The sequence below is a fragment of the Luteimonas sp. 22616 genome, assembly GCF_052044325.1.
Classification (GTDB): domain Bacteria; phylum Pseudomonadota; class Gammaproteobacteria; order Xanthomonadales; family Xanthomonadaceae; genus Luteimonas.
Genome location: NZ_JBQEMW010000002.1, coordinates 144,844 through 170,724 on the forward strand (window position 1 = coordinate 144,844; position 25,881 = coordinate 170,724).

Below are 25,881 nucleotides of genomic sequence, written 5' to 3' on the forward strand. Positions count from 1 at the left end.
CCGGCCTGCGTGCCGCGACCGACGACACTTGCGGGAGTTGCGGAAGCGGCCATGGCTGCTCCCGCAGGGACATCCCGAGCTATCGCGCACCGCTATTGCGCCGGCGTCTCGCGCTTGAACCCCATCGCCTCGCGGTAGCGTTCGTACAGGGTGAGCACCTTGTCGATGTAGACGCGCGTTTCGGCGTACGGCGGCACGCCCTTGTAGCGGGTCACGGTGCCGATGCCCGCGTTGTACGCGGCCGCCGCCAGCGTGCGGTCGCCGTGGTAGCGGCGCAGCAGCGACTGCATGTAGCGCGCGCCGGCACTGATCGACTGCGCCGGCACGAACGGGTCGCTGACGCCGTATTCGGTCGCCACCTCCGGCATCAGCTGCATCACCCCCTGCGCGCCCTTGGGCGAAATGGCCCTGGCATCGAAGCCGCTCTCGGCGTGGGCGATCGCGCGCAGCCACGCGTCATCGACCCCGGTCGCCTTCGCCGCGGCCTTGAACAGCTTCGCGTGCCGATCCAGCTGCGGCTTGCCGACCTTGCCCAGGCCGACGTGCGCCGGCTCGCCCGGCGGCGTGCGCACGGTGAACTTCAGGTACACCCGCGAACCGGGCAGGTGACGGGTCGAATAGACCAGCTGGCCGTCCTGCTCGCGCTCATACAAGGTGCCGCTGAACACGCCCATCTCGCCCCACAGGTTGGGCGTCTGCACGGCGTTGTCGTCGATCTGTTTTGCCACGCACTTCGAACCCGGCTCCGGCGCAGTGGCCAGGCTGACGGTGCCATCGCGCACGCAGCGGTAGACGGTGCGGGCCTGCGCTTCGAAGGTCGTCGCCAGCAGCACGAACACAGGCAGGGCAAGCCAAGCTTGCAAAGTCGGACTCCTTCCCGGTACGGGTCGGGCATCATCGCGCATCCCCGCGATCACCACGTCAACGCCGCCGCGGGGCCTCCAGCGGCGCCGGGGCGCCGGCATCCGGCACGGAATCCGGCGGTTCCGTCGCCGGATGCCCGCATTCGTCGCATGCCGCTTCCCCTGCCCGGCCGCATCGCTATCCTCGCTCCATGACCTCCGCACCGGCATCGCCATGACCGCCTTCTCCTTCGTCGCCCGCCACGTTTTCGCCTGGTGCATGTTCTACCTGGTGGTGCTGATCGTCTGGTCGAACTTCGGGCTGCCGGAGTTCCCGATCGTGCTGCTGTGGATGATCACGCTCGCGTTCGTGATTCCCGACGTGATCTCCCACATCCACCGCGTGGGCATGATCGTCGGCCACAAGGCGACGCCCGAGCAGCTGCGCAATCGCCAGCGCCGGCAGATCGAGGTGCCGTTTCCGGCCGACGAGGCCTTCGATCTGCTCGACGCCGCACTGCGCGAGTTGCCGCGCGCGGTCGACATCGAGTCGGCGCCCGGCAGCCTGCGCGTGCGCGCCGGGGTCGAGCGCCCCGACCCGTATGGCACGCACAGCCGCTTCGATCCGATGCACTGGGTCGACCGCAAGCTCGGTGGCCGCTACGACGTGGTGGTCGCCACCGTAGCCCCCGGCGGCGACACGTCCAGCATCACCCTGGCCTGCGAGCCTGAAAGCGCGGCCTGGACCGACTGGCTGCGCGTCGACCACGGCCGCAACCTCGAGACGACCGAGGCGATCACCCGCGCCATCACCCGCCGCATCGCCGAGCACCGACGCGGCGAGAAGGCCGTGGTGCGCGACACCGCCAGCGCCAAGGAACTGAGCGAGGCCAAGCTGAGCCTGCTCAACGCACAGGTCGAGCCGCACTTCCTCTACAACACCCTGGCCAGCGCGCAGGCGCTCACCCGCAGCGACCCACCGCGCGCCGACGCGATGCTCGGGCATCTCATCGCCTACCTGCGTCGCTCGCTGCCGCGCACCCTCGACGGACAGTCGACGCTGGGAGAGGAACTCGAACGCGCCAACGCCTATCTCGAGATCCTCAAGATCCGCATGGGCCCGCGGCTGTCGACCCAGGTCGACGTGCCCGAGGCGCTGCACGCGCTGCCGTTCCCGTCGATGATGCTGCAGACGCTGGTCGAGAACGCGATCAAGCACGGGCTGGAGTCCAAGCCCGGCGGCGGCACCGTCTGGATCCGCGCCACCACCGGCAACCAGGAAGTCTCGGTCACCGTCGCCGACGACGGCCGCGGCTTCAACGCCGAGAGCAGCGGCACCGGCATCGGCCTGAAGAACGTGCGCGAACGCCTGCGCCTGGCCTACGGCAACGCCGCCCGCTTCAGCATCGCCGCCAACTTCCCCAACGGCGTGGCCGCCACCATCACGCTGCCGACCGGCAACCCCCAGGACCACGGCCATGTCGCCTGACACCGCCATGAATTCGCATCCCACCTGCGTCATCGCCGAGGACGAGGAGATCCTGCGCACCGCGCTGGAGTCGCTGCTGCGCGAGGCCTGGCCGGAACTGTCGATCGTCGCGTCCTGCGACGACGGTGGCAGCGCGGTCGAGGCGATTGCCGAACACCAGCCGGACGTCGCCTTCCTCGACATCCGCATGCCGGGCCTGACCGGCCTGGAAGTCGCCTCCGCCGCGGCCGAGGCCAGCCCGCTGACGCAGGTGGTGTTCGTGACCGCCTACGACCAGTATGCGATCGACGCGTTCGACAACGGCGCGGTCGACTACCTGCTCAAGCCGGTGTCGCGCGAACGCCTCGACGCCACGGTGCAGCGGCTGCGCGCACGCGCGGCCGGCGCGCACCCCGATGCCGCCACGCTGGCCGCGCTGATCCGCCAGCTCGACGCGACACGCACGCCGGCCGCGACGCCGCTGTCGTGGATCACCGCCAGCGCCGGCAAGGACACGCGCCTGATCCTGGTCGAGGACGTGGCCTATTTCCGCGCCGACAACAAGTACACCACGGTGATGACCGCCGAGGGCGAGGCGCTGCTGCGCACGCCGATCCGCGAACTGCTGGGCCTGCTCGACCCCGCGATGTTCAAGCAGGTCCACCGCTCGACCATCGTCAACCTCAAGGCGATCGCCTCGATCAGCCGCGACGACAGCGGCCGCGGCGCGATCCGGCTCAAGCAGCGTCCCGAAACGCTGGCGGTCAGCCAGCCGTTCATGACCCTGTTCCGCAACATGTGACAAGTGAACCGCCGGGCCGAATCACTTGGGCAAGCTCCCCACGCTACCGCGACAACCGCAAGGAAACGCCATGCGCACCGCCATCCTGTTCGTCACGATTCTGTTGCTGCTGGCCGGCTGCAAGATCGAAGCCGGCACCACCACGATCACCAACGTGTCGATCGACGGCAAGGCACAGAACGTGATGCGCTCCTACGTCAACGGCGGTGCCGGCGACTTCGAATGCATCAAGAGCATCAGCGGCCGCTGCCACTACCTGCTGTTCGTGCGCGAGTGCGACAGCGACAAGGCCGACGACGACGGCGCGCGCTGCAACGCGCGAACCGTGCAGGCCTTCACCCTCGACGCCGGTACCTCACGGCACCTGGCCAACCTGCCGCCGCAGCTGAAGCAGTGCGTCAGCCACGACCGCGAGCCGTCCGCGCCGGACTGTCTGGCATCGCAGGGCTGATTGCGCAGGCGCAGATGCAGGCGCCACTGCGGGCGCCACGGTAGGAGCGGCTTCAGCCGCGAGCTTTTCCTGGGTTCGCCTCGTGACGAAAAGCTCGCGGCTGAAGCCGCTCCTCCAAGAGCAAAAGAACTACGACACCGGTTGTCACGACGCCATCGCGGCGTCGGGACACGCCGGCACGGCGCCATGCGCCGCGCCGGCGTTCCGCGCAGGCCTAGGGCGTGGTCGGCGCAGCCGCGCCGTCGCTGGTGGCGTCGGTCGGCGTGGTGGTCGGGTCGGTCGGCATCGTGTCGTCCATCGGCGGCGCGGTGTCGTCCATCGGCTCGGCCGGCGCAGGTGCGGGTTCGGGCGCGTCCATCGAATCGTCGGTGGTCTTGCAGGCAGCCAGCGACAGCGCGCCGACGACGGCCATGGCCAGCAGGGAATTGCGGAGTGTGGTGTTCATGGGATTTCCTCGTCTGATGGATGCCGTGCATTGCGTCACGGCGATGATCCCCTGAACCGCGCCGCAAGCTTGCCCCCGCCGCGATGAATGCACGCCACACCGGCGCCGCACGCACAACGGTGTTTTAACCTTTCCTGTTCCGCGGCGTGATGCGCGAGCTGCCTTCCCCGACAGGCTCGCCTCTTGCGGGAGCGGTTTCAGCCGCGTGCCTTTACGCCCGCCCGGAAAGCTCGAGGCCGAAACCGCTCCCACAACAGCGACGGCGAAGAGCCGCAAAAAAAAGCCCCGCGCGGGCGGGGCTTTTCATGCGACGCGCGATCGCCTATTCGCGATAGCCGCTGTCGTCCTTGTTGTGGATGATCCAGATCAGGTTGCCACCGGTGCCCATCGACTGGCCGGCGAACACCAGCCGGCCCTGGCCCTTGTAGGCCATCTCATAGCGATACTTGTCGCCGCCGAAGAAAAACGGGATGAACGCCTTGCCGGTGACGTAAGCACCCTGGTCGGTGGGCTCGCCGATCAGGTCGGTGACCTGCTTCATCGGCATGCCGATCTTGAGCTGGGTGAACTTGCTGCCGGGCGCCGGCTTGCCGGTGATCTCGCCCTCGTAGTCGTTGATGCCGACCACTTCCTCGCCCCAGCCGGCCTCGACCTTGGAGGAATTGACGACTTCACCCGCCTCGTTCATGCCCGGGCCGACGCCGGACTGCTTCTTCTTGGCCAGCGCCGACATCGGTGCGGCGACCACCAGGGCCGACAGCGCGACCGCGAGCATTACGTTCTTCTTCAACATGCCTGAAATCTCCATTCTCAGTTGATCCCCATTCCTGTTCCCCACGCCTCCCCCGAGCCTGGCGGCGGGGACTCCGCCACGGATCGAGACGCGGCGCACAGTGTCAACGGACATGCCGGCTGGCACAAGCGCCAGTCCATTCGGGACGCATGGCACCGGCAGTAGCCCGCTCGCGCGCAGGCGCCACGGCGGCGCCGGCAAGCGGCTCCCAGCGGCACGCGGATCGCGGTGGCCAACTCTGGCACATCGCCGGCACATCGCCGGCGAGGTTGCGTCGCCGACCGCGTCATGGCCGCGGACATGGCGCAGGCACCGGCACGGCATGCTAGGTTGCCGCGATTGCCAGCTTTGGAACATCCGCCCATGCCCAGCCTGCCCGATCCCGGCGCACAGACCGCGCCCGCCTCGTCGCACGATGAACCGGCGATGCGCCGAGCGGTCGGCCGCTGGCAGCTGTACGGGCTGTCGATCAACGACGTCATCGGCAGCGGCATCTATCTGCTGCCGGCCGCCGCAGCGCTGCTGCTGGGGCCGGCGAGCCTGTGGGCGGTGCTGCTGGCGGGGCTGGCCGTGAGCCTGCTGGTGCTGTGCTACGCGCAGGCGGCGAGCTACTTCGACCAGCCCGGCGGCGGCTATCTGTATGCCCGCGAGGCATTCGGTCCGCTGGTGGGTTTCGAGGTCGGCTGGATGCTGCTGATCACGCGCGTCGCGAGCGCTGCGGCACTGGCCAACGGCCTGGCCGAGGCGGTGACGCATTTCTGGCCGCACGCGGCCAGTGGCGGGGTGCGGGTGGCGATCGTGGCCGGCTCGCTGGCGTTCCTGGTCGCGGTCAACGTGATCGGCGTGCGCGCCGCCGCGCGCACCGGCGTGTTCCTGGCGATCGCCAAGGTGCTGCCGCTGCTGATGTTCATCGGCATCGGCGCGATGTACGTCGACCTGTCGATGGCCACGCCGCTGGTCGGGCCGCTGCCGCTGCGCGACCTGGGCGAAGCCGCGCTGCTGCTGCTGTTCGCCTACGCCGGCTTCGAGAACCTGCCGGCGGCGGCCGGCGAGTATCGCAACCCGCGCCGCGACGTGCCGTTCGCGCTGCTGGCGATGATCGTCACCGTCACCGCGCTGTACTTCGCGGTGCAGTGGGTCGCGCTGGGCACCCTGCCGGGGCTGGCGCAGTCGCAGACGCCGCTGGCCGATGCCTCGGCGCGCTTCGGCGGCGCCTGGCTGGCCATGGCGCTGACGGTGGGCGCGGCGGTGTCGATCCTGGGCACCAACAGCAACACCATCATGCTTGGCCCGCGCTACCTGCATGCGCTGGCGATGGACGGCTACGGCCCGCGCGCGCTGGCGCGCATCCATCCGCGCTTCCGTACGCCCGCGATGGCGATCGTCACCGTCGGCGTGCTGTCGCTGCTGCTGGCGCTGTCGGGCTCGTTCGTGCAACTGGCGCTGCTGTCGGTGGTGGCGCGGCTGTGCACCTACATCGGCACTTCGGTATCGGTGCTGGTGCTTCGCCGCCGCCACGGCGACCGCGAAGGCGCATTGCAACTGCCCGGCGGGCCGCTGATCCCGATTGCCGCGACGCTGCTGTCGATCGGCCTGCTGGCCAGCGCCACCGCGTGGAACCTGCTCGCAGGCCTGGTGGCGCTGGTGGTGGGCGCGATCGTGTTCCAGTTCCGGCGCAAGACGTAGGAAGGCCTGAACAGCTCGACTTTGTCCGTCATCCCCGCGCAGGCGGGGATGACGGCAATTTTCCAGGCCATTCCCGGCCACCCGCCACGCGCCGGCAGGCGGATCACTCCGGCGGCGCGTCGCCGGCGCGCTCGGCGATCGGGCGCGCATAACGCACCAGCGACAGCAGGGTCTTGCCCGGCTCTTCGTTCATGACCTCGTGCGCGGAATCCTCGAACCACACCAACTTCTTCGACGGCGCCTGCACGCGTTCGAACCACTCGGCGGCCAGGCTCGACGACACGTTGTAGTCGTGGCGGCCGAGGAACAGCAGCAGCGGGCAATCGAGCTGCTGCACTCGCCCCATGTCCAGGGTCAGCACGCCGGCCAGCAGGTGCCCGACCGAGAAATCGTTGGCGATCCAAATCTTCTCCACGTCCTCGTCGCGATATTCCGGCGACAACCGGATCGCTGCGCCCTCGGCCTCGCCGCCGCGGCGGTTGTGGACCATGCCGCCGTAGTAATTGAGCCATTTGCGCTGCTGCATCAGGTCCACCAGCGATACTGGAGCGTCGCCCTGCGCGTAGGGCGCGAGCGATTCGAGTTCGGCGATCGCTTCGGCGTTCCCATCGCGACGTGCCTGCGCCAGCGTCCATGCCCAGCCGCGGCGCTCGCTTTCCGGTGCGTCGGTCACCTGCCCCATGCCGATGTAGGCGTGCAGCCACTGCGGCTTGCGCTGCGCCAGCTCGAGGCCCAGGTAGCTGCCCCAGGATTGGCCGAGCACGAAGACCTTGTCCTTGCCGAACTCGCGGCGCAGCCACGCCACCATCTCGACCGTATCGTCGACCATGCGCTCGCGGGTCATCGTCGGCGCGATCGCCGCCGGATCGTTGTCCACGTAGGTCTTGCCGGCGCCGCGCTGGTCCCACTGCACGACGGTGAAATACTCCTCCCAGCCGCGCTGGAAGTACCAGCTGGTCGGCATCGACACCCAGCCCGGGCCACCGTGCAGCATCAGCAGCACAGGATTGCGGCGGTCGTTGCCGCGGATCGACACCCACTGGTCGATGCCGCCGATGCGCACCTTCTCGAGCCGCTCGACGCCATCGTCGGCCACGACGCGACGCATGTCGGCGATGATCTTCGTGGCTTCGGCGCGGCTGGCCGGCGCGATGGCCGGCTCGGCCGCTGGTGCGGCGGTGCCGAATGCGCACAGGTACAGCGCGAACAATGCGGCGACGTGTCGCGGGCCGGATGTGATTCCCATGATCGATTCCGTGACGAATGCAGGCGCGCATCCTAGCAAGAGGTTGCGCAGGCGGAACCGCGTACGTCAGCGCCCGGCAGGTGCATCAGGATGTTGACCAGCCGCCCGAACGGATCGCGCACGTAGAAGCGCCGGACGCCCCAGGGCTCATCGGCCGGTCCGTACTCGATTGCGACATCCGCCGCGCGCATGCGCGCCAGCGCTGTGTCGACGTCGTCGACTTCGATCGACAGGTCCGGTACCGGCGTCCCCGAGCCGCCCTCCGACGCGATGCCGACCTGCACGCGCATGGACTCCGCCGAGCCGTAGGTGGCGAGCCAGCCATGGTCCATCAGCAGTTCGAGCCCGAGCAGGTCGCGATAGAACGCGGCCGCGGCCGCGACGTTGTCGGTGGCGATGTTGGCGACGATGCGCTTGACCTTCATGCCGGTTCCGGTGCGATGCGTGGCGGCCCATGTTCGCATCGGCGCCGGCGCGATGCACCGCATTGCGACGGGATCGCGCCCCGCGGCATCCATACCGGATACGACCCGCCAGCGAGCCCGCCATGACATCGTCCCGCCGTCGCACCGCCCTGCTTCCGCTCCTGTTGCTGCTTGCCGCCGCCTGCGCTGCCCCCGCCGCCGTCCAGACGCCGCGCACGCGCGTCGCCGGCGTCGCGCAGGCCATCGAGGACCACTATTTCAACGCCGACCGCGGCCGCGCGATCGCCGACGAACTGCGCGGGGCCATCGACGATGGCGCGTTCGATGCGCTGACCACTCCACAATCGCTCGCCGACGCGCTGACCGCGCGGCTCAAACCGCAGGACCGGCACTTCCGCGTCAACGTCGCGCAACCCGGAGAAACGATGGAGCGACGCGCGCCGCCGCCGGACATGGGCACTGGCATCGAACGCGTGGACATCCTGCCCGGGAACATCGGCGTGCTCGGCCTGCGTGGGTTCGCCGACTTCGAGTTCGGCCGCGACGATCAGCCTCCTCGACGGGCGATCGACGCCGCGCTCCTGCGCCTGGCGCAGACCGATGCGATGGTGGTCGACCTGCGCGGCAACCGCGGGGGCTCGCCGGCGATGGTCGGCTACCTGGCCAGCGCCTTCGTCGCGCCGGGCGCGGACACCTTCAACATCTTCCACAGCCGCGAAGGCACGCAGAGCGAGGCGCCCGCGCAATGGCACGCCGCGCCGCGCACGCAGCTGCCGCTGTACGTGGTGATCGATGCGGGCACCGGCTCGGCCGCCGAATCCTTCGCCTACACGCTGCAGCAGGCCGGACGCGCGACGGTCGTGGGCGAAGCCAGCGGCGGCGCGGCCAACCCGGGCGGCCCGATCGTGACCGGCGAAGGCCTGGTCGTATTCGTGCCCACCGGCTCGCCGGTCAATCCCTTCACCCATGGCAACTGGGAAGGCGTGGGCGTGCAGCCGGATGTGCCGGTCCCGGCCGGCGAAGCGCTCGACGCGGCGCTCGGCCTCGCCCGCGCAGCCGCTGCGCGCCACTGATTGCATGCATTGCGAACACCGGGGATTCACGCGTTCGCATCGCTTCGGATGAGATGCTCGGGTTAAGTCCTTCCGGAGCATGTCCATGAATCCGAAAGACCCGCAGCCGGATCCGGACCACGATCCGGCCACCGATCCCGATGTTCCCGGCCAGGTACCGAACCCGGTCCGCGATCCGATGCCCGGGCGCCCGGTGGACCCGGTGATCCCGCCGATCCACGACCCCGGGACGCCGGGCCGCCCCGAACGTCCGGAACCGCCGCCCGAGCCACGGCCGTAGGGACGCACTGGATCGATTTGCTTTTGATCGTCGCTCCTGCCGGTTCCAACGAACGCATGCGCCCTCAAGCGAGCCTGGTGCCTGTCGATCGCCCGGGAATTTCTCGACCGTCATATCGAGCGCGGCGAGAAATCCGGATGGCGGGTTCGCGGGAATCCACACTGCACTCGCACGCAGCACGGTTCACACCCCGCGTGACGACGAGGGCGCGGCGAAGGAAGCCTGGCGGCGCACGCTCGCGTTGTTCTACTGGCGCCTGCGCGGCACGACGACCGTCGAATGACCCGCGCGAGGGATGCCCGTGTGGCAGCGACTTCAGCCGCTCCCACACCGGATGCACGGCATCCTTCCTATGGCTGCGCCGGACCCTGTTGTGGCTGCGGTTCCGACGTGGCCGGTAGCGGCGGCGGATCGGGTGGCGCGGCCGGTTCCGGCGGCGGTGGCGCCGCGGCCCTGTCCGGTTCGGACGGCAGGTAGTACTTCACGCGCTCGAAGAAGCGGCGGTAGAAATCCTGGTTCTGCACGGTGTTGCTGGCCACCTTCACCAGCGAGTCGTCGCTGCTGCCAACCGGCAGCGACACCGAACCGAGCACGCCGACGCCGAGGCTGGCGGAACTCGATGTCTTCTTCAACGCATAGCGGTCCTGCACCGCGTTGACGAACACCAGCGCGCCGCCGTCCCGGTGCTGCATGCAGGTCACGCGCACCACCAGCTGGGTATGCGTCTCGGTATCGGGCTGGAAGTTCTTCGACGCCTCCACCCCGTCGCCGCAGGCCCGGCTCACCACGTAACCCTGGCCGAGCAGCGCGCGCTGCGCCGCTTCGCAGGCCTGCGCCGGCAGCGACTCGTAGCTGCGCGAATAGGTATCGTCGGCGTCGAAGGTCTCGCCCGACGGCGCCATGTCCTGCTTCGGCTGCGAAGCGCAGCCGGCCAGCAGCACAACGATGGCGAAAGAAAGAAGGGTGGCAAAACGGGGCATGGCAGCAGCGATCGGCGTGGAAGTGGCGAAGTCTAGCCACTCCCGCGTTCAGGCGGCCTGAACACACTCCGCTTGACGCCCTTGCGGGTCTAGACGCGATCCTCCATGCCTTTCACGCCCGCCTGCGTCGCGCAATGCGCGCAGCAGTACATCGTGCCGTCGTGCTCGGCGCCGTGACCGATGATCCGGCACTGGCAGTGCGCGCAGGTCGGCGCCATCGCCTGGATCGCGCATTCGAACGAATCGTAGGTGCCGCGCCGGTCGCCCATGACGACCTGGAAGGCCTTGTCGTAGTCGTTGCCGCAGGTGTCGCAGATGGCCATCGCATGCGCTCCGGTGGAGGGGACCCGCAAGCTAGCCCTCAACGCGGCCAGGCCGGGTGAAATCGCGCGTGGTCGCGGGCCTGCGGCGCAGCGCCAGCCTCGCATGCACCGTGACAGGCGCGTCATGTCGCTGAACCGGTCACGTCGTCGTTGCCTGCGCAGGTACACCTTGTCGATGACCCGCGCCCCCGCCCGTCGTGTCAATGGGAGCCTGGCAATCGCGGGCATCCCCATGCGTTCCCCATCCCCATGAGGAGATCCCCATGTTGCAGACCCATCCGATGTACGCCTACCTGCCGGCCACCGATGTCGCCCGTGCGCGCAGGTTCTACGAAGGCAAACTGGGCTTCTCGCCCGGCGCGGAGCTGTCCGGCGGCGTCACCTACGAATTCGCCAACGGCACCGCGTGCTTCCTGTATCCCACGCCCAACGCCGGCACGTCGAAGGCCAGCCAGGCGTTCTGGGGCGTCGACGACATCGAGCGCGAGGTGGCCGAGCTGAAGGCGCGCGGCGTGCGGTTCGAACGCTACGACATCCCCGATGCGCAGGTCGACGGCGACATCGTCACCGGCGGCGGCGCGCGGGCGGCGTGGTTCAAGGATAGCGAGGGCAACATCCTTGCCGTGATCCAGCAAGTGTGATGCCGGCGAGCGGGGTGCCAGCGGCCCGCAGTTGCACGGCGATCGGCCATCGCGGCGACATTCGTCGCGACGCGCCATCTCCGCTAGCATCGTCGCCACTCCGAAACGGCGAGCGACCCATGCCCGACTGGCGCGCACTGATCCGCGACATCCCCGACTTCCCCAAGCCCGGCGTGGCGTTCAAGGACATCACCCCGCTGCTGGCCGACGCCGATGGCTATGCCGCGGCAATCGATGCGCTTGCCGCGCCATGGCGTGGAGTCGCGCTCGACGCGGTGCTCGGCATCGAGTCGCGCGGCTTCATCCTCGGCGCCGCGCTAGCGCGGGCGCTGGGTACCGGCTTCGTGTCGGTCCGCAAACCGGGCAAGTTGCCGGCGCGCACCCACGCGCAGGACTACGCCCTCGAGTACGGCAACGACCGGCTGGAGATCCACGCCGACGCCGTGCCGCCGGGCGCGCGCGTGCTGCTGGTCGACGACGTGCTTGCCACCGGCGGCACCCTGCGCGCCGCGCTCGCGCTGGCGCGGCAGCAGGGTGCAACCGTCGTCGGCGCCGCGGTGCTGCTGGAGATCGCCGCGCTCGATGGCCGCGCACGCTGGGACGCAGGCGTGCCGCTGGAAGCGACGATTCTCTACTGACCCGCCTGCGCGGCAGCGGCCGATCCATCGACGCCGTCGCGATGCTCGACCGCCGCGACGCCAAGCGTCCTGCGGAAGAACGCCAGCGCATCGGCGTTGACCTGCGCAACCTCGGCGAAGGCGCGACGTAGTCCGGTACAGGCCGCTGCCTGCGCGCGCTGCGCCATGCCCGCCGTGCTGTGGGCGAAGCGGGGAAGCGATTGCGTCGCCGCCTCACCTGCCCGGTGCGCGACACGCATGCGATGGCACCACTAATCCTGCATGCCGCGCCGTGCTGTCCCGCGCGGCGCCGAGCGCATTCCCAGCCACGCTTGCAGCGGTAGCGTGGCCACCACTCCGGCGCTGAACCACCACGGCCAGTCGTCGCCGAGCTGCACCACCGCCAGCACCGCGATCGCCAACAACATCGCGAACAAGGCCAGCACGTGCATGCGCGGTGCACGCGGTGCCAGCGTCGCCACGACCCAGGCGGCCAGCACACCGGCGACCATCACCCAGGCCAGGTCCCACCCCAGCCTGTGCCCGCCGCCGGCGGGAAAGCCCGCCAGTGTCGCCAGCCCGGACCCGGCCAGGTTCGCCAGGCAGAACGCAGCCCACGCCAGCGCCATCGCAAGCAGGTGGCAAGCAGCCGTCACGTTCTGATTATCCCGCGTTGGCGATCCCGCAGCCCGCAGCCCGCAGCCCGCAAGCTTGCCAGGCGCGATCCACGATCATGGCGAGTGCACACGATCCCGGCATGAACTCCCGGGTACTCGAAGGCCTGCCGGCATGGTGTTTGCACCGCACTGTTGCATGGACCACTGATGGGACAATTCATCCCTGTTTCCGCACTTCCGTGTTGCCGCCACGCACCCATCTTCTCTCTGCAGCGATGGCTGCCCAGGCACACCGCCGGGGCCCATCGCACGGACATCGCCTCCCTCCCCCATGCGCGATCTCCGCTGCAGGAGTCCAATGCAATGACCAAGAACAAGATGCTGTCCCGTGCCCTGTTTGCCGTCCTGTTCGGCGCTGCCGCTTTCGGTGCGCAGGCGGCCGAAGACCATGGCTTCTACGCCGGCGTTGGTGCCGGCCAGTCCTTCGTCGACGAAGGCCTCTACGACGACGAGGACACCGCGTTCTCCGCGTTCGGTGGCTACCAGTTCAACCGCTACTTCGGCCTCGAGGCCGGCTACGCCGACCTGGGCAAGCTGGAGCCCAACGTCGCGGGCAACGCACTGGAAGCGAGCTCGGTCTACTTCACTGCCGTCGGCACGCTGCCGTTCACCGAGAAGTTCTCCGGCTACGCCAAGGCGGGCATGCAGCGCTGGGACCTCGACACCGCGATCCCCGGCCTGACCGGCACCCGCGACGACAACGGCACCGACCCGACCTACGGCGTCGGCCTGCAGTACCGGTTCAACGACACCGTCGCGCTGCGCGGCGAGTACAGCCGCTTCGAGATCGAAGACCTCGACGCCGACCTCGCCCAACTGCAGGTGCGCTTCGACTTCTGATCGCATCTAGCGGCCACTACAAAGCCGTCGGCTCGCGCCGGCGGCTTTTCCTCGTCACCTTCACGATGGCATCGCCGGCGTCAGGCCAGGAGCGTGTCGTGCGCGCCGCGACATCGCCGCCCGCGCAATGACGTCATATCGCCTGCTTGCGGATATCAGTTTTCAGCGCCACCGCGCTCGCTTCGCCTTGGTACAGGCCGGTGGGCAGCTTCCGTTCCACGTCCCTGGCTCGCTGATTGCGTTGGCATTGGCTCGCCGTGCCCAGGCAGTAGTCGATCGGGATCCTGACCGACGAGCCGGGCACGACCCTGCCGGCCACGATCTCGGGACGGAATTTCCAATGCTTGGCGGCTTCCGTCGCCGATGCGAAGAATGCGTCGCGGTAGCCCGAGCGCTTATCGTCACTGCTTTCGTACGTCATCTCGCGAATGACCGGTGAACCGTCCGCCTTCACTTCCACGACCAACTTCACGGTCGCGCTGATGCCGCCACGTGCGGCATCCATCGGGTAGGTGGGGGGCATCAAGGTCGATGCCGTCGGCCCCGTCTGCGCATCGGCCAGGCGCAGAGTCACCGATCCGTCGGCGAGTTCGTCGACCAGGACATGTATCACCAGGCCGGTCTGCGTCGGCGCAGGCCGTCCATCGACAGTGGCCGGCTCGAACTCCCAACCCCGCACGACGGGCGCCAGGCGCTCGGCAATCAGCGCGTGCACTTTGGATTGTTCTTCCCACTGCAGGTCCTGCACGTGGCCGCTCGCGTCGATATCCACGCCCGCCCGCAGCCACACATCGATCGTCTCCGGCTGCTTCGACGCAGCCGTCGCGACGCAGCACAGCGCCGCCAGCACAACAATGACCAGACGCATGATTCCCATCCCGTGCTCCCCAGCAATGCGTGGATCGGATCATATCGCAGCCGTCACAGCGAGCCGAGACATGCGGTTAGGCGGATTTCCTCGCGGTGCCGGCGATGCCGGAGCGAGGAGCAACAGCGGCGTGTCCGGTTCCGGAAGGCGTTGCTCAACGAAGGCGCTGCGTCACCACCAGCGCCGCGCGCCAGGCCAGTGGGCGGAACACATAAGCCGCCACGATCGCCGCCGGCAACGCGACCAGCCACGCGTACAGCCAACGCCCCGCGAACGCACCGTCGATGCCGGTGTTGATGGCGGTCACCACCGCGGCGACGAATGCCGACATGCAGGTGGCGAGGAACGCCGGCAGCAGCCGCTGCGCGCGGCGCACTTCTGCTTCGCTTGGCTGCGGTACCTCACGGATGTCCATCTGCCTATCCTGCGACATCGCAGGCAGCGGGCGCCAGCAGTTCCGATTGCGTCCAGGCCAGGCGTTGACACGGATGTCGGTGCGCAACTCCACGTTCGCACTCAATTGCCACCATCCGTATGGTTCCGGTGGCGCCCCCGGCACGCAAACTCGCACCCGGCAACAGGCGTCTACTTTCCGGGCAGGCGGCTGGCGTGGCTTGCGGCCAGTTTCCAGCCGTCTGGCCGCCGGACCCAGGTATCCGTGAACTGGAAGTCACCTTCGAACGTGCTGTCGCCCGAATGGCTCCTGATCGAAGTGATGCCGGTCACGATCGCCGCATCGCTGTACAGCTGGATCTTCTGTCCATGGTTGCGGAACACTTCGTAATCCGGATCGCCGCTGGCAACCTCGGCGAGGTTCTGCTCAAGATCGGTGACGGTGCCGCGCGAATCGGTCAGGACGAACGTCGGGTCCAGGGCCGCGCGCAGGGCATCGGCATCCGCGTTCTCGAAGGCCCTGCAAAGCTCCGCTTCCACCCGCAGGATCTCGCGCTCATCCGATGACGCATCGGCCATGGACTGCACCATGCCGGCGGAGGCCAGCATCGCGACCATCATCGTTTGCAGCATCATTAACGCCTCCAGGCCGTGCGAAGCGCCGAGGCTCGCAGAAGCGTGGAATGCCGGCAAGTGCAGGATCCGGCAAATTTTTGCTACGCGGATCGATGTTACCTGTTTCGCCGGCTCAAAGGGCTGACCAGGCCTCGATCAAACCGGCCAACGTCGCTTCTTCGTGCCCTATTCCGGATTCATGAGATCCGTGGGCATCAGCACCAGAGACTCGCATGCCTGTGCGCTGCAGCCGAAATATCGTGTTTCGTTTTCGTGGGACCAGATCGCCGTTCCACCGCCGTCGATCACGAATTCCCACGCCTTGCCTTCCGCCTCGATTCTGCCGGAGATCGAACACGGCACTTGATAGAACGCGGAATAAGGCGATTCTTCGTATCGCTCACTCAGCTCGAAGAACCTCGCGACATCGCGATCCGACAAGCGCCAGTTGCGACATGCGGTTTCCAGTGCGTCGCCGGAAGGCCCGCTGTATTCGGCTTCAGCGACTGCGACGATCCTCGGCCCTTTGGCTCCGTCCACCGTGCGCGACGCATGACTACAGGCCGTGCCAGCCAACACGAACGCCCCTGCCACCAGGGCCGACCGGTATGCGAAACGGCACCATTCCCGCGAGAGTTCGCTTCGGCGCCCCACGCTGTACCCCGCCCGGTCATTCCTCATCGGAATACAACCCTGCGCCTTCGCCCGCCGTCTTGTAAGAAATGATGTCGTGCTCGTAGATGTCATCGTTGGTCAGGCTGTAGGCCTTCTTCAGAACGCGGATGATCGTGGAAATGGACTCCTTCTGTTCGGCGGTCGGCGCTTCCCACTCTGGCGTGCCCTTGTCCTTGGGTCCGCAATTCTTGACGCAGCGGGACACCGTTTCGATGCCGACGCTATCTTCATTCATCGGGTAGCGGGCCGGGTATTCCTTCGCCTTCTCGTGGTTGTACACCTTGGTCGGATTCCAGCCCCATCCGGAGATCAACTTCGTCTCGTCAGCCGGGCAACTGCCTTCGGCCATGCATCGGGACTTGATCTTGCCCACATGGTAGGTGCGTTTGAGCAGGCTCGCAGTCTGGTAGACCGTGCCATCCTTGTCGACGTAGAAATGGGTTCCGATGCCCGTCCCGGCGGAATCAAGCGCGCTCTGCACGCTGGCACCCTCTGTCCGATGCAACACGATGGCCTTGGGCCCGTTCATCGCTCCCTTCTCGAGGGCGGCAATGGGCTTTTGCGTGAAGCCGGCGTTCTGCACGTAGCCGTTCTCGCCGACGTAGACCTCGACCTCGATTTCCTTTCGTTCCGTGTTCTCGACGGGAGAAGTGGTCGATTGCCCGATCTCCAGGAACTTCTTCATGACGGCGCTCATGGCCCCTCCTCCTCGAGTTCGATGCGCACGGTTTCCGCGGCTTCCGACGTGACCAGGCCGGTCTTGCCCTCGTCATCGGTTGTTCCCTCATCGATCGCGCCATTCGCGCGGGTGATCCGATAGCGGCGGTTACCCAGGGGCTTGCCCGTTTCCGCCGATTTCAGGATGAAGGCTTCATCGAAGGCCGAGCCAGCCACCAGGGCGGATGCGATCGCAGCGACACCCGCCAATGCGCTCCCTGCAGAGCCTCCCGAAGCTGCACCTGCATCAATGAATGCGCGTGCCTGCTTGCCGGCGATCAATGTGGCGCCGCAGGTGGTGGCATCGCCGTGCCGTGCCACGGGCTGACCGTCGATGACGATGGTCGCGTCACCACTGACGATGGTGGTGGGTCCACATTTCGGGCAAGCCACCGAATCGCTGATCCGCGCGACCGGTTTGCCGTCGACCCCTGTGAATGGCGAGCCGCTGACCACGGTCCCCCCATGCGTGGTCGCGTCGCCAACAACAATCCATGTGCGTGCCATTCCTGCCCGGTCCTTTACGGCGTTCCCGGATTGATAACCGATCCGGGCTCTCCATTCAATGCGAAGGGCGCCAAACAGTGGCTACCACCCCACAAACTCGTGCGCAGTGCCTTCAGGCGGGCACCGTCATGGCGCATAGTTGCCCCAAGGCCCGACACATTGCGCCACATTGCGGCCATGTATAAGCGGGCCGGGTGTCCATCTGTCGAAGGAGGGTTCCATGTCCCGCCACAACGCGCTGGCCATGCTGATCGCGCTGGCCGCCCTGCTCGCACCTTCGGCCTCGCAATCCGCGGAGGAACCCACGATGACGGCGTCGGAATCCGATCCAGTCAAGCTCGGGTGGATGCTGGGTTCGCCGCCGCCCGCGGACAAGCTCATCCGTTTCACCGACGGCGACTATTTCAGCTTCCCCAAGTTGCGCTGGACAGCCTGCCACTTCCGCCAGCTCATGCCGACGGTTGGCGTCGCGCGTGGCGCGCAGGCTCCGGTTCCGTTCGCGCGCAAGATCGATGACGCGATCGACGCGCTGACGTTCACCCCGCTCGGCGGCGGCGAGGCGATGACCTGGGCGGAGTCGCTGCAGGCCAACTACACCGACGGCATCGTCGTGTTGCACGACGGCGTCGTGGTCTACGAGCGTTATGCCGGATGCCTGGACGAGAATGGCCAGCATGGCGCGATGTCGGTCACCAAATCGCTGACCGGCCTGCTGGGCGAAGTGCTGGTCGCCGAAGGCGTGATCGACGAGACGCAGCGCGTCGGTGCGATCGTTCCGGAACTGGCCGACAGCGGGTTCGCCGATGCCACCGTGAAGCAGGTCCTCGAGATGACCACGGGCCTGCGCTACAGCGAGGACTATGCCGATCCCGACGCTGAAGTCTGGCAGTACTCGGCGGCAGGCAGCACGTTGCCCAGGCCGGCCTCGTACACCGGGCCGCGCAGCTATTTCGAGTACCTTGAAACGGTGCGCAAGGAAGGCACCCATGGCAAAACGTTCGGCTACCGCACCATCAACACCGACGCGCTCGCATGGATCATCGCGCGCAAGACCGGGAAGTCGGTCGCCCAGCTGCTGGAAGAACGCATCTGGCGCAGGATGGGCGCGGAACAGGACGCCTATTACACCGTCGATTCCAGCGGCTATCCCTATGCGGGCGGAGGCTTCAACGCCGGGCTGCGTGACCTGGCCAGGGTCGGACAGCTGGTGCTCCAGGGAGGCGTGATCAACGGCGAACGCCTGTTGCCCGAGGCGGCCATCCGCCGGATCCGGGCCGGCGGCGACAAGGCCGCGTTCGCGCAAGCGGGATACACCCTGCTCGACGGATGGAGCTATCGCGGCATGTGGTGGGTCAGCCACGACACGCACGGCGCGTTCATGGCTCGTGGCGTGCACGGCCAGGCGCTCTACATCGACCCGGCTGCCCACATGGTCATCGCGCGGTTCGGTTCGCACCCGGTCGCCAGCGGCAGCGCCAACGATCCCGTCACGCTGCCGGCGTTTCGCGCCGTCGCGGCGTACTTGATGCACAGCCCCAAGTGAGAACGCATGTCTCTCGCACCGATCCCGCCAGGCGGATTCCGATGGACACTCGCGTTGACGGGAAGGCGACGCCCCCGGACGCCATCATGCGGACCCGACGAGGCAGGACCACACGAGGAACCTCAGGATGCACCGACCCGCATGCCTGCTTCTTTTCGCCACGCTTCTCGCGCTCAGCCACGACGTCATTGCCGATGACGCCATCGAGTTCGATCGCCCCGGCATCGCGTTCTCCACCTCCACCCTGCCGCGCGGCGGCATCGCGTGGGAACAGGGGCTGCCGGATTTCAGCGACGATCGCAGCCAGGGCATTCGCACGACCGCCTGGGTGGCGGACACGCTGATCCGGGTCGGCGTCACCGACAGCGTCGAGCTGCAGATCGGTGCCGACACCTATGGCGGGATCCGCACGCGTGGCGGCGGGATCCGCCGCAGCGAGCAAGGGGGCGGCGACGGTTGGGCCAGCGTCAAGTGGGCGCCATCCACCGGCAGCGAAATATTCACTTGGGCGCTGCTCACCACGCGATCCTTGCCATTCGGCTCAGCCCCGATTGGAGGCGGTGGCGATGACTACAGCCTCGGCGTCACCGCGAACTGGGCCCTGCCGGCCGACACGGGCATCGCGCTCTATGCCGATCGCAGCTGGGGCGACGATGGCAGCGGCTGGCTGTTGTCGCCAAGCTACAGCTTCCCGCTCGGCAACGACTTCAGCGGCTATGTCGAAGCCGGATACGGCACCGGCGGCGCACGCACCCGCGTCGCCGGCGGCGGGGTGACCTGGATGGCCTCCCCGCGCCTGCAACTCGACGTCTCGTTCCTGCGCGGCCTCGACCGCGAGAGTCCCGACTGGCAGGGCGGCATCGGCCTGGCGCTGTATTTCGACTGAGCGCATGCGGGTCGCGGCGCCCCACCACGAATACTGCAGCCCGAAAAGGTCGTTGCCTGCCACGCTCGCATCGCATTTCACGACGGGCGCTGGTCGACGCCGCCACTGCCATCGAGCATGGCGGCGCTGCCGGCCAGGCCGGCACCCGGGTCTGGGAAGCCATGATCCGCAAGTTTCGCGGGGACGGCGACTGGCTGCCCTCGTGGACATGGCCCGCGACGACGGCCACCTCGACCTGATGCTCGGGATCGGCGAGCTTTCGCCGGGCGAACTTGCCGACCTGCTCAAGATCGCCCCCGATGCCTTCGCACGCGGCGGAACGACCGACCGGGCCCCGGAAGCGAAATCGCACGGTCACGTTCCAAACGATCGGGCACGAAACTTGAGCGTCGCTGTCGCCCCCTCCGTTCGCGTGGCCTACTCCTCGAAGCGACCCGCGGCGTCACGATCGCGGTCGTATCGCCTCGCGAGCGGAAACGGCGGCAACCAGGACTCGCGGCGGATGGTCCACAGTTCGTAGCTGGGCTTCAGCTGGTCCGGGGCGTCCAGGGATCCCAGGTTCACTTCGATCTCGTCCGCGCTGCGCGAGAAGACGGACGAACCGCAGCGGGGACAGAAGAACCGCCCTGCGTAGTCGCGCGTTTCGCCCTCGATCGCCACCGCATCCTCGGGGAAGATCGCGGAAGCGCCGAACAGGGCGCCATGGTGCTTGCGGCAGTCGAGGCAGTGGCAAATGCCGACCCGGTACGGGCGTCCCGATGCCACGATCCGCACGTTGCCGCACAGGCAACTGCCGGTGAACCGGTCCATGCCGGGCCTCCTGTGGAATCCGACGACGGGAGGCAGGGTAGCGTTTCCCGTGCACGGGGACCAAGGCCGACCCTGCCGCCGCCCCTACTTCCGGCCGACCGATGCACCGGCGGTGAAAACCGCCAACTGGGCGGCGAAAGCGCGCTTGTAGGCGGGTCGCGCTTCGCCGCGGGCGACATAGGCGCAGAGGTTCGGATATTCGTCCAGCAGTCCCGATCCCTTCGACCTGAGCAGCACCGACACCATCATGAGGTCGCCCGCGCTGAATGCACCATCGAGCCAGTCGGCGTCGCCAAGACAACTTGAAAGTTCGCCCAGCCGCTTGCGGACGCGCCCCTCGACGGCGGGCAGGCGTTGCCCGTACCAGGCTTCGTCACGTTCCAGAACCCAAGCCATCGAGCGCTCCACGATGGGCGGCTCCACCGTGTTCAGCGCCGCGAACATCCACGAGATCGCGCGTGCCCGGGCGTTCGCCTGCGCTGGCAGCAGCCCTGCATGGCGCTGCGCGATGTGCAACACGATCGCCCCCGACTCGAACAGGACGAGGCCATCCTCTTCATAGGTCGGGATCTGCCCGAACGGATGCAGCGCCAGATGCACGGGTTGTTTCATCTCGCCGAACGAAACAAGGCGAACGTCGTACGGCTGGCCCACCTCTTCGAACGCCCAGCGAACGCGCATGTCGCGCGCCAGTCCCTGGCCGCGATCGGGCGACAGTTCAAAGGCGGTGATGGTGGCGGTCATTGGAAGCCTCCGCGCAATTGCATGCGGCCATCGCGCGTCACGTTGTCGACTGCAAGGGCATTTCCCATGGTGGTATCTCCTTCAGCCCGAGCTTTCGCTTCGGGTGCGTTTTCGGTCCGGCGGGAGCACCAGCTCCAGGCGGTGAATGGTGATCGATACGTCCAGCCTCCTTGGCCCACATGGGAACGACGAACGAGGCGCCCGGGAAACGACACCGCACGGGAATTTCCCAACCCCCAGGCCAGGCAAACCGGGTGCTGGACCCGCTCACCGGCATCGCCAGCGTTACCCTCCTGCGTTGCGGCCCCCGCCTTCACACCGTCCCCGGATTCCTGTGACAGCATCCGTCGGCCGGGCCCGCTTCGCGAACTGCGTCCCCACCGCACGGACGACAGGTCCTGCAACTCGACTCTCATCAACTGGAGATTTGCAGATGCGCAAGTTCGCTTCCTGGGCCAAGCGGGGCCTGTTCGTGCTCTCGCCGCTCTCGTTCGCCGTCGCCATGGCCGCGTCCGCGGCGGGATCTTCCGGCCAGATGCCGGCTTCGGTTCGCGCGGCCATGCAGCATGACCTCGGCCTGACGTCGGCCCAGCTGTCCCAGTACCTCAAGATCGAACGCCTCGCCGCGCTGCAGGAAAAGCAGCTGGCCAAGGCGCAGGGGCGCGCCTTTGCCGGCAGCTGGATCGAGCGCAAGTCCGATGGCAGTTTCCAGTTGGTCGTCGCGAGCACGTCGCTCCGTTCGCAGAAGGCCGCCGCCGGCGTCGAGATCCGCCAGGCGCGGCACAGCTTCAACGAACTCTCCGCCTCCAAGGCCCAGCTCGACACCGTGCTGACGCAGGGCGGCAAGGCGCCCAAGGGCGTGTACGGCTGGTACGTCGACCTGCCCAGCAACAGCGTGGTGGTCAGCGTCGGCAGGGGGCAGCAGCAGGCGGGCATCGACTTCATCGCCGCCAGCGGCGCCGACGTCCAGAGCGTGCGCCTGGAAACCGTGGATGAACAGCCCAGCCTGCGCGTCGAACTCAAGGGTGGGCACGGCTACCTCCGCGACCCCGGCGACGGCTATCTGTACGCCTGCTCGATCGGCTTCCCGGTCAGCCAGGGCAGCACGCCGGGCTACGTCAGCGCCGGCCACTGCGGCAGCGCCGGCGAGATCGTGTACTTCGAACCCTCGCAGTGGACGCTGGGGCCGAAGATCGGCGCGTTCTCCGCTTCCAGTTTCCCCGCGCCCGGCCAGACCGGCAACGACTATGCCTGGGTCAAGGTAGACGCGACCCACACGCTGTCGCCAACGGTTTACGGCTATGGCAACGGGGACGTCACCGTCAACGGCAGCACCGAAGCCGTCGTCGGCGCCGCGATCTGCCGTTCCGGCCGCACCTCGGGCTGGCGCTGCGGCACGATCGAGGCCAAGAACCAGACCGTCAGCTACAGCACCGGCGAAACGATCCTGAATCTCACCCGCACCACCGCCTGCTCCGAAGGCGGCGACTCGGGCGGCTCGTTCATCACCGGCAGCGGCCAGGCCCAGGGCGTGCTGTCGGGCGGCAGCGGCACCTGCAAGGGCAAGCAGCCGAACAGGCGCACGCGGAGCTTCTTCCAGCCGCTGCTGCCGATCCTGCAGGCCTACAACCTGAGCCTGCGCACCGGCGCCTGATTCCGGTCCGGTGTTGAAACACAAACGCCCCGGCTTGCCGGGGCGTTTGCACAATAGGGGCCAGGCGCCTCCGGCAGCCGGCCCGGCACCCGGTGTCGAAACCCGCCGCTCCCGTTCGTCGATGGAACACGGGCGGCACTCGCCGCCTTCCACCAGGCCCCCATTTCCGAACAGGAGACCGCCATGACCACCCCCGCGAAGAACACGATCTGCCTCTGGTACGACGGCACCGCACTGGACGCCGCAACCTTCTACGCGCAGACCTTCCCCGACAGTGCGGTGATCGCGGTCCACCACGCGCCCGGCGACTATCCCGACGGCAAGCAGGGCGACGTGCTCACGGTCGAGTTCACGGTGATGGGCATTCCCTGCCTGGGCCTCAACGGCGGGCCCGCGTTCAAGCACAGCGAGGCGTTTTCGTTCCAGGTCGCGACCGACGACCAGGCCGAGACCGACCGCCTGTGGAACGCGATCGTCGGCAACGGCGGGCAGGAAAGCGAATGCGGCTGGTGCAAGGACAAGTGGGGCCTGTCGTGGCAGATCACGCCGCGCGTCCTGACCGAGGCCTACACCGGCCCGGACCGCGCAGCGGCCAAGCGCGCGTTCGACGCGATGATGACGATGCGCAAGATCGACGTCGCCGCGATCGAGGCGGCGCTCAAGGGCGGCTGAAGTCGCAAGCCGGCGTCGCATCACGCGATCGCCGGACGGACATGCGTCGGAATCCGCTGCGCGGGTTCCGTCCTACGGCCTTGCCGCACGCAGCGGCGAGCGTGCGATGCGTGCCGCGCGCTCCCGATACTCCAGCCGCCCCATGCGTCCCTGGTCGTGCAGGCCGAGTTGGCGCAGCTCGTAGGGCGCGGCGCTACCTGCGATGACGTCGGGCGGGAAGACCAGGGTAAGCGCGCCCGCGCCGCGGCCGAGCCAGTCGGCCGCATGCCCGACGGCCACCGGCGCCAGCCGGCCCGCAGGATCGGTGCCGTACAGCACCGCGCGGACCTCGTAGCGTCCGGGGCTGCCCACTTCGACCGGCAAGTCGAATGCCAGCTGGCCGCCCGCGTCGCTGCGCGCGGCGTAGCGGCCGCGCAGGCGCGCGGTGGGCGCGACGACTTCGAAAGCGACCTTGGCATCACGCAGCACTTCGGTGCCGCCGGCATCGCCTGCGGCGAGGACATGCGCTTCCCACAGGCCGGGCACGGACGAGGCGTCATCCGGAAGCGCGGCGTCCAGATCGATGCCGGTGCGCGTGCGCGAGGCTTTCAACGGAAAGTCGCGGCCATCCGGGGCGACGAGCATGCCGCCGACCTCACGCAGGCGGGCGTGGCCGGTGTCGCTGTCCAGCCTCGCCTGCAGGCGCACACGGTCACCGGTGCGGTAGCCGGAAACGGCGCTGTCCACGCGCAGGGCGACGGGGCTGTCGGGCTCGCGCACGTGGACGACATAGCGGCCCTTTGCGCCCGCGACCTGCAGCTCGAACGCACCCGCGCCGAGCGCGGGGCTCAGCTTGAACCCCAGCGCCCCGGGTGCGAACCGCGCGCCGGTGGCGCCTTCCAGTGCGGCCTGTGGCGCGAGCGCGACGGTGGCGTCCCTCGCCGGGATCGCGCGCCCAGCCTGTCGGACCTGCAGGGCATCGGGCGGCACGGCGCGGCTGTCGCTGCCATTGGGACTGATGAGGACCAGGGCGCCCGGCGCCGTGGTCCGGATGGTCAGGCCGCGTTCGAGCGCGGCGCCGTCGACATCACTCCAGTACTCGCGGCTGATGGCGGTATAGGGCGCCGGCGCGGTGATGGCGCCGGCATCCGTGGGCAGTGCCCAGGCGAAATGCACCGGCGCGCGCTCGACCGACGGCGGGGTGGCCGGCGCGTCGTTGACGAGGGCACGCAGGGCGACATCGCCCTGCGCGGCGGGCAGGAGCGTCGCGCCCTGCGCATGCACGGTGCCGGCCAGCGCAAGGGCGGCGGCGAGGGTCACGCATATGGTCGTCTGGCGGATCATGGGTCGGCTCCTCACAGGTCGTTGCGCAGGATGACGTCCAGCCCGAAACAGGCGCGACGACTCTGGTTGTGGTTGAGCACCCGCTGCTTGTTGGTGCGCTGCGTGTCCTGGAACCAGACCCGGCCGGCCGCGGACTGGCTGCTGCAATTGAGGAAACCGTCGGAACACGACGCCAGCCAGTTCTGGGTGAACTCCAGCCCCACGCTCTGCGTGTAGCCGCCGCAGTTGGCGTTCTCGGTGAAGGGCATCGACCGCACGTCGCTGCCGACCACGCTGTAGAAGCTGCGCGGCAGCGCCGGCCGGCCGCTGGTGCCGTAGAGCCAGTTGGCGTTGTAGCTGGCCATCCAGCTGACCTGCTGCATGCGCACCGCGTCGTTCTGGTAGCCCATCAGCCAGCCCAGCGCGGACTCGAACACGTTGCCGGCCATCACCGCGTCGGCGAGCGGCGTGCCCGCCGAAGACGGCGCCAGCGCATTGACCCAGCGGATGCGCGAAATGATCCCGGGATAGCGGCCGTCCCACGTCGGATTGGACATGATCCAGCGCATCACGTTGCCGCCGTTGCTGTGCGTGATGACCACCAGGTCGGTGATGCCGCGCGCGGCGATGAAGGATTGCAACTGCCCGGCCAGGCAGCCGGCCGCATCGTCGTGCCACATGTACTGCGTGAAATCGCAGTTGATGACGGTGTAGTTGGCCGGGTCCGGCAGGCCCTGGCGGATCGAATCGATGTTGGCGTGGGTCCAGTAATCGGCTGCGGCGTTGGTGTGCTCGCTCGTGCCGTGCACGAACGCGACACCGGTGGCGGCGTGGGCGTTGCCCAGTGTGACCCCGCTGGCCAGCAATGCAGCCAGGACGATCGTGCGGATGCGCATGTTCCCCCTC

General features: G+C 68.1%; 32 protein-coding genes. 13 read left to right on the forward strand and 19 right to left on the reverse strand.

The genetic code is table 11. The features are described 5' to 3' along the window. Positions 1-92: 92 nt before the first annotated feature. Positions 93-905, reverse strand: a complete 813-nt coding sequence (locus ACTJIL_RS13000; RefSeq protein ID WP_440756041.1) for a lytic transglycosylase domain-containing protein — start codon at positions 903-905, stop codon at positions 93-95. A 172-nt stretch (positions 906-1,077) separates the two neighbouring features. On the opposite strand from ACTJIL_RS13000, the gene ACTJIL_RS13005 reads away from it, so the two are divergent. From ACTJIL_RS13005 to ACTJIL_RS13015, 3 genes are all read left to right on the forward strand, one after another. Then, on the forward strand, positions 1,078-2,331 hold the full coding sequence (locus tag ACTJIL_RS13005) for a sensor histidine kinase (protein ID WP_440756042.1): 1,254 nt from the start codon (positions 1,078-1,080) through the stop codon (positions 2,329-2,331). Between the two features lie 7 nt (positions 2,332-2,338). After that, positions 2,339-3,112: a LytR/AlgR family response regulator transcription factor gene (locus ACTJIL_RS13010; protein WP_440756623.1), complete on the forward strand. Its 774-nt coding sequence runs from the start codon at positions 2,339-2,341 to the stop codon at positions 3,110-3,112. Positions 3,113-3,182: 70 nt separating this feature from the next. Then, the gene (locus ACTJIL_RS13015; RefSeq protein ID WP_440756043.1) at positions 3,183-3,563 is read left to right on the forward strand and encodes a hypothetical protein; all 381 of its coding nucleotides are present in this window, start codon (positions 3,183-3,185) and stop codon (positions 3,561-3,563) included. Positions 3,564-3,777: 214 nt separating this feature from the next. Here the strand turns inward: ACTJIL_RS13015 and ACTJIL_RS13020 are convergent, their stop codons facing one another. Both ACTJIL_RS13020 and ACTJIL_RS13025 read right to left on the reverse strand, forming a co-directional pair. Continuing rightward, entirely contained in the window at positions 3,778-4,008 is a 231-nt protein-coding gene (locus ACTJIL_RS13020) for a hypothetical protein (protein ID WP_440756044.1), read from the reverse strand. Between the two features lie 322 nt (positions 4,009-4,330). Next, positions 4,331-4,759, reverse strand: a complete 429-nt coding sequence (locus ACTJIL_RS13025; protein WP_440756624.1) for a hypothetical protein — start codon at positions 4,757-4,759, stop codon at positions 4,331-4,333. A gap of 405 nt (positions 4,760-5,164) precedes the next feature. Between ACTJIL_RS13025 and ACTJIL_RS13030 the strand changes: the two genes are divergently transcribed. Continuing rightward, positions 5,165-6,487 (forward strand): APC family permease, encoded by a 1,323-nt coding sequence (locus tag ACTJIL_RS13030; RefSeq protein WP_440756045.1) that lies wholly within the window; start codon positions 5,165-5,167, stop codon positions 6,485-6,487. A gap of 103 nt (positions 6,488-6,590) precedes the next feature. Here ACTJIL_RS13030 and ACTJIL_RS13035 read toward each other — a convergent pair whose 3' ends face one another. Next, on the reverse strand, positions 6,591-7,733 hold the full coding sequence (locus ACTJIL_RS13035) for an alpha/beta fold hydrolase (protein WP_440756046.1): 1,143 nt from the start codon (positions 7,731-7,733) through the stop codon (positions 6,591-6,593). Between the two features lie 32 nt (positions 7,734-7,765). Further along, on the reverse strand, positions 7,766-8,158 hold the full coding sequence (locus ACTJIL_RS13040; protein ID WP_440756047.1) for a VOC family protein: 393 nt from the start codon (positions 8,156-8,158) through the stop codon (positions 7,766-7,768). Between the two features lie 122 nt (positions 8,159-8,280). Between ACTJIL_RS13040 and ACTJIL_RS13045 the strand changes: the two genes are divergently transcribed. Then, on the forward strand, positions 8,281-9,231 hold the full coding sequence (locus ACTJIL_RS13045; RefSeq protein ID WP_440756048.1) for a S41 family peptidase: 951 nt from the start codon (positions 8,281-8,283) through the stop codon (positions 9,229-9,231). A gap of 85 nt (positions 9,232-9,316) precedes the next feature. After that, entirely contained in the window at positions 9,317-9,511 is a 195-nt protein-coding gene (locus ACTJIL_RS13050; protein WP_440756049.1) for a hypothetical protein, read from the forward strand. A gap of 350 nt (positions 9,512-9,861) precedes the next feature. Here ACTJIL_RS13050 and ACTJIL_RS13055 read toward each other — a convergent pair whose 3' ends face one another. Together ACTJIL_RS13055 and ACTJIL_RS13060 are read right to left on the reverse strand one after the other, a co-directional pair. After that, positions 9,862-10,491, reverse strand: coding sequence for a DUF2242 domain-containing protein (locus ACTJIL_RS13055; protein ID WP_440756050.1), 630 nt, complete (start codon positions 10,489-10,491; stop codon positions 9,862-9,864). Positions 10,492-10,580: 89 nt separating this feature from the next. Then, positions 10,581-10,814 carry a hypothetical protein gene (locus tag ACTJIL_RS13060; protein WP_440756051.1) on the reverse strand — a complete coding sequence of 78 codons (234 nt, stop codon included), beginning with the start codon at positions 10,812-10,814 and terminating at the stop codon, positions 10,581-10,583. 263 nt (positions 10,815-11,077) lie between these two features. On the opposite strand from ACTJIL_RS13060, the gene ACTJIL_RS13065 reads away from it, so the two are divergent. Together ACTJIL_RS13065 and ACTJIL_RS13070 are read left to right on the forward strand one after the other, a co-directional pair. Then, positions 11,078-11,455: a VOC family protein gene (locus tag ACTJIL_RS13065; protein ID WP_440756052.1), complete on the forward strand. Its 378-nt coding sequence runs from the start codon at positions 11,078-11,080 to the stop codon at positions 11,453-11,455. 119 nt (positions 11,456-11,574) lie between these two features. After that, positions 11,575-12,093 carry an adenine phosphoribosyltransferase gene (locus ACTJIL_RS13070; RefSeq protein ID WP_440756053.1) on the forward strand — a complete coding sequence of 173 codons (519 nt, stop codon included), beginning with the start codon at positions 11,575-11,577 and terminating at the stop codon, positions 12,091-12,093. On the opposite strand, the gene ACTJIL_RS13075 is transcribed toward ACTJIL_RS13070, so the two are convergent. After that, complete coding sequence (locus ACTJIL_RS13075) at positions 12,087-12,260, reverse strand: hypothetical protein (protein WP_440756054.1); 174 nt, start codon at positions 12,258-12,260, stop codon at positions 12,087-12,089. The two genes, ACTJIL_RS13070 and ACTJIL_RS13075, sit on opposite strands and share 7 nt — an antisense overlap. A gap of 84 nt (positions 12,261-12,344) precedes the next feature. Continuing rightward, the gene (locus ACTJIL_RS13080) at positions 12,345-12,728 is read right to left on the reverse strand and encodes a hypothetical protein (protein ID WP_440756055.1); all 384 of its coding nucleotides are present in this window, start codon (positions 12,726-12,728) and stop codon (positions 12,345-12,347) included. A gap of 324 nt (positions 12,729-13,052) precedes the next feature. Between ACTJIL_RS13080 and ACTJIL_RS13085 the strand changes: the two genes are divergently transcribed. Next, on the forward strand, positions 13,053-13,589 hold the full coding sequence (locus ACTJIL_RS13085; protein WP_440756056.1) for an outer membrane beta-barrel protein: 537 nt from the start codon (positions 13,053-13,055) through the stop codon (positions 13,587-13,589). A 133-nt stretch (positions 13,590-13,722) separates the two neighbouring features. Here the strand turns inward: ACTJIL_RS13085 and ACTJIL_RS13090 are convergent, their stop codons facing one another. The 6 genes from ACTJIL_RS13090 to ACTJIL_RS13115 form a co-directional block, all read right to left on the reverse strand. Next, positions 13,723-14,457: an energy transducer TonB gene (locus ACTJIL_RS13090; RefSeq protein ID WP_440756057.1), complete on the reverse strand. Its 735-nt coding sequence runs from the start codon at positions 14,455-14,457 to the stop codon at positions 13,723-13,725. 154 nt (positions 14,458-14,611) lie between these two features. Further along, the gene (locus ACTJIL_RS13095) at positions 14,612-14,872 is read right to left on the reverse strand and encodes a DUF2798 domain-containing protein (protein ID WP_440756058.1); all 261 of its coding nucleotides are present in this window, start codon (positions 14,870-14,872) and stop codon (positions 14,612-14,614) included. 170 nt (positions 14,873-15,042) lie between these two features. Beyond that, on the reverse strand, positions 15,043-15,543 hold the full coding sequence (locus tag ACTJIL_RS13100; protein WP_440756059.1) for a nuclear transport factor 2 family protein: 501 nt from the start codon (positions 15,541-15,543) through the stop codon (positions 15,043-15,045). Positions 15,544-15,651: 108 nt separating this feature from the next. Then, complete coding sequence (locus ACTJIL_RS13105) at positions 15,652-16,044, reverse strand: hypothetical protein (RefSeq protein WP_440756060.1); 393 nt, start codon at positions 16,042-16,044, stop codon at positions 15,652-15,654. 91 nt (positions 16,045-16,135) lie between these two features. Beyond that, entirely contained in the window at positions 16,136-16,837 is a 702-nt protein-coding gene (locus ACTJIL_RS13110) for a peptidoglycan recognition protein family protein (RefSeq protein ID WP_440756061.1), read from the reverse strand. Then, on the reverse strand, positions 16,834-17,364 hold the full coding sequence (locus ACTJIL_RS13115; RefSeq protein WP_440756062.1) for a PAAR domain-containing protein: 531 nt from the start codon (positions 17,362-17,364) through the stop codon (positions 16,834-16,836). The genes ACTJIL_RS13110 and ACTJIL_RS13115 overlap by 4 nt, the downstream gene beginning before the upstream one ends. A 220-nt stretch (positions 17,365-17,584) precedes the next feature. On the opposite strand from ACTJIL_RS13115, the gene ACTJIL_RS13120 reads away from it, so the two are divergent. Next, a complete protein-coding gene (locus tag ACTJIL_RS13120; protein ID WP_440756063.1) occupies positions 17,585-18,907 on the forward strand; it encodes a serine hydrolase domain-containing protein in 1,323 nt (440 codons plus the stop codon). Between the two features lie 127 nt (positions 18,908-19,034). Continuing rightward, positions 19,035-19,793: a transporter gene (locus ACTJIL_RS13125; RefSeq protein WP_440756064.1), complete on the forward strand. Its 759-nt coding sequence runs from the start codon at positions 19,035-19,037 to the stop codon at positions 19,791-19,793. Between the two features lie 417 nt (positions 19,794-20,210). Here the strand turns inward: ACTJIL_RS13125 and ACTJIL_RS13130 are convergent, their stop codons facing one another. Together ACTJIL_RS13130 and ACTJIL_RS13135 are read right to left on the reverse strand one after the other, a co-directional pair. Next, positions 20,211-20,603 carry a GFA family protein gene (locus tag ACTJIL_RS13130; protein ID WP_440756065.1) on the reverse strand — a complete coding sequence of 131 codons (393 nt, stop codon included), beginning with the start codon at positions 20,601-20,603 and terminating at the stop codon, positions 20,211-20,213. A gap of 84 nt (positions 20,604-20,687) precedes the next feature. Next, positions 20,688-21,347: a glutathione S-transferase family protein gene (locus tag ACTJIL_RS13135; RefSeq protein WP_440756066.1), complete on the reverse strand. Its 660-nt coding sequence runs from the start codon at positions 21,345-21,347 to the stop codon at positions 20,688-20,690. Between the two features lie 433 nt (positions 21,348-21,780). Between ACTJIL_RS13135 and ACTJIL_RS13140 the strand changes: the two genes are divergently transcribed. Both ACTJIL_RS13140 and ACTJIL_RS13145 read left to right on the forward strand, forming a co-directional pair. Then, a complete protein-coding gene (locus tag ACTJIL_RS13140) occupies positions 21,781-23,001 on the forward strand; it encodes a S1 family peptidase (RefSeq protein WP_440756067.1) in 1,221 nt (406 codons plus the stop codon). Positions 23,002-23,184: 183 nt separating this feature from the next. Continuing rightward, entirely contained in the window at positions 23,185-23,673 is a 489-nt protein-coding gene (locus ACTJIL_RS13145) for a VOC family protein (RefSeq protein ID WP_440756068.1), read from the forward strand. A gap of 72 nt (positions 23,674-23,745) precedes the next feature. On the opposite strand, the gene ACTJIL_RS13150 is transcribed toward ACTJIL_RS13145, so the two are convergent. Then, positions 23,746-24,996: a DUF4785 domain-containing protein gene (locus ACTJIL_RS13150; protein WP_440756069.1), complete on the reverse strand. Its 1,251-nt coding sequence runs from the start codon at positions 24,994-24,996 to the stop codon at positions 23,746-23,748. An 11-nt stretch (positions 24,997-25,007) separates the two neighbouring features. Beyond that, positions 25,008-25,871, reverse strand: a complete 864-nt coding sequence (locus ACTJIL_RS13155; protein ID WP_440756070.1) for a hypothetical protein — start codon at positions 25,869-25,871, stop codon at positions 25,008-25,010. Positions 25,872-25,881 lie beyond the last annotated feature (10 nt).

What these genes read in the sequence shown, in the direction of transcription:
- ACTJIL_RS13000 (WP_440756041.1), bottom strand. Translation starts at nt 905, where the DNA reads ATGCGCGATGATGCCCGACCCGTACCGGGAAGGAGTCCGACTTTGCAA.
- ACTJIL_RS13005 (WP_440756042.1), top strand. Translation starts at nt 1,078, where the DNA reads ATGACCGCCTTCTCCTTCGTCGCCCGCCACGTTTTCGCCTGGTGCATG.
- ACTJIL_RS13010 (WP_440756623.1), top strand. Translation starts at nt 2,339, where the DNA reads ATGAATTCGCATCCCACCTGCGTCATCGCCGAGGACGAGGAGATCCTG.
- ACTJIL_RS13015 (WP_440756043.1), top strand. Translation starts at nt 3,183, where the DNA reads ATGCGCACCGCCATCCTGTTCGTCACGATTCTGTTGCTGCTGGCCGGC.
- ACTJIL_RS13020 (WP_440756044.1), bottom strand. Translation starts at nt 4,008, where the DNA reads ATGAACACCACACTCCGCAATTCCCTGCTGGCCATGGCCGTCGTCGGC.
- ACTJIL_RS13030 (WP_440756045.1), top strand. Translation starts at nt 5,165, where the DNA reads ATGCCCAGCCTGCCCGATCCCGGCGCACAGACCGCGCCCGCCTCGTCG.
- ACTJIL_RS13035 (WP_440756046.1), bottom strand. Translation starts at nt 7,733, where the DNA reads ATGGGAATCACATCCGGCCCGCGACACGTCGCCGCATTGTTCGCGCTG.
- ACTJIL_RS13040 (WP_440756047.1), bottom strand. Translation starts at nt 8,158, where the DNA reads ATGAAGGTCAAGCGCATCGTCGCCAACATCGCCACCGACAACGTCGCG.
- ACTJIL_RS13045 (WP_440756048.1), top strand. Translation starts at nt 8,281, where the DNA reads ATGACATCGTCCCGCCGTCGCACCGCCCTGCTTCCGCTCCTGTTGCTG.
- ACTJIL_RS13050 (WP_440756049.1), top strand. Translation starts at nt 9,317, where the DNA reads ATGAATCCGAAAGACCCGCAGCCGGATCCGGACCACGATCCGGCCACC.
- ACTJIL_RS13055 (WP_440756050.1), bottom strand. Translation starts at nt 10,491, where the DNA reads ATGCCCCGTTTTGCCACCCTTCTTTCTTTCGCCATCGTTGTGCTGCTG.
- ACTJIL_RS13060 (WP_440756051.1), bottom strand. Translation starts at nt 10,814, where the DNA reads ATGGCCATCTGCGACACCTGCGGCAACGACTACGACAAGGCCTTCCAG.
- ACTJIL_RS13065 (WP_440756052.1), top strand. Translation starts at nt 11,078, where the DNA reads ATGTTGCAGACCCATCCGATGTACGCCTACCTGCCGGCCACCGATGTC.
- ACTJIL_RS13070 (WP_440756053.1), top strand. Translation starts at nt 11,575, where the DNA reads ATGCCCGACTGGCGCGCACTGATCCGCGACATCCCCGACTTCCCCAAG.
- ACTJIL_RS13075 (WP_440756054.1), bottom strand. Translation starts at nt 12,260, where the DNA reads ATGGCGCAGCGCGCGCAGGCAGCGGCCTGTACCGGACTACGTCGCGCC.
- ACTJIL_RS13085 (WP_440756056.1), top strand. Translation starts at nt 13,053, where the DNA reads ATGACCAAGAACAAGATGCTGTCCCGTGCCCTGTTTGCCGTCCTGTTC.
- ACTJIL_RS13090 (WP_440756057.1), bottom strand. Translation starts at nt 14,457, where the DNA reads ATGCGTCTGGTCATTGTTGTGCTGGCGGCGCTGTGCTGCGTCGCGACG.
- ACTJIL_RS13095 (WP_440756058.1), bottom strand. Translation starts at nt 14,872, where the DNA reads ATGGACATCCGTGAGGTACCGCAGCCAAGCGAAGCAGAAGTGCGCCGC.
- ACTJIL_RS13110 (WP_440756061.1), bottom strand. Translation starts at nt 16,837, where the DNA reads ATGAGCGCCGTCATGAAGAAGTTCCTGGAGATCGGGCAATCGACCACT.
- ACTJIL_RS13115 (WP_440756062.1), bottom strand. Translation starts at nt 17,364, where the DNA reads ATGGCACGCACATGGATTGTTGTTGGCGACGCGACCACGCATGGGGGG.
- ACTJIL_RS13120 (WP_440756063.1), top strand. Translation starts at nt 17,585, where the DNA reads ATGTCCCGCCACAACGCGCTGGCCATGCTGATCGCGCTGGCCGCCCTG.
- ACTJIL_RS13125 (WP_440756064.1), top strand. Translation starts at nt 19,035, where the DNA reads ATGCACCGACCCGCATGCCTGCTTCTTTTCGCCACGCTTCTCGCGCTC.
- ACTJIL_RS13130 (WP_440756065.1), bottom strand. Translation starts at nt 20,603, where the DNA reads ATGGACCGGTTCACCGGCAGTTGCCTGTGCGGCAACGTGCGGATCGTG.
- ACTJIL_RS13135 (WP_440756066.1), bottom strand. Translation starts at nt 21,347, where the DNA reads ATGACCGCCACCATCACCGCCTTTGAACTGTCGCCCGATCGCGGCCAG.
- ACTJIL_RS13140 (WP_440756067.1), top strand. Translation starts at nt 21,781, where the DNA reads ATGCGCAAGTTCGCTTCCTGGGCCAAGCGGGGCCTGTTCGTGCTCTCG.
- ACTJIL_RS13145 (WP_440756068.1), top strand. Translation starts at nt 23,185, where the DNA reads ATGACCACCCCCGCGAAGAACACGATCTGCCTCTGGTACGACGGCACC.
- ACTJIL_RS13150 (WP_440756069.1), bottom strand. Translation starts at nt 24,996, where the DNA reads ATGATCCGCCAGACGACCATATGCGTGACCCTCGCCGCCGCCCTTGCG.
- ACTJIL_RS13155 (WP_440756070.1), bottom strand. Translation starts at nt 25,871, where the DNA reads ATGCGCATCCGCACGATCGTCCTGGCTGCATTGCTGGCCAGCGGGGTC.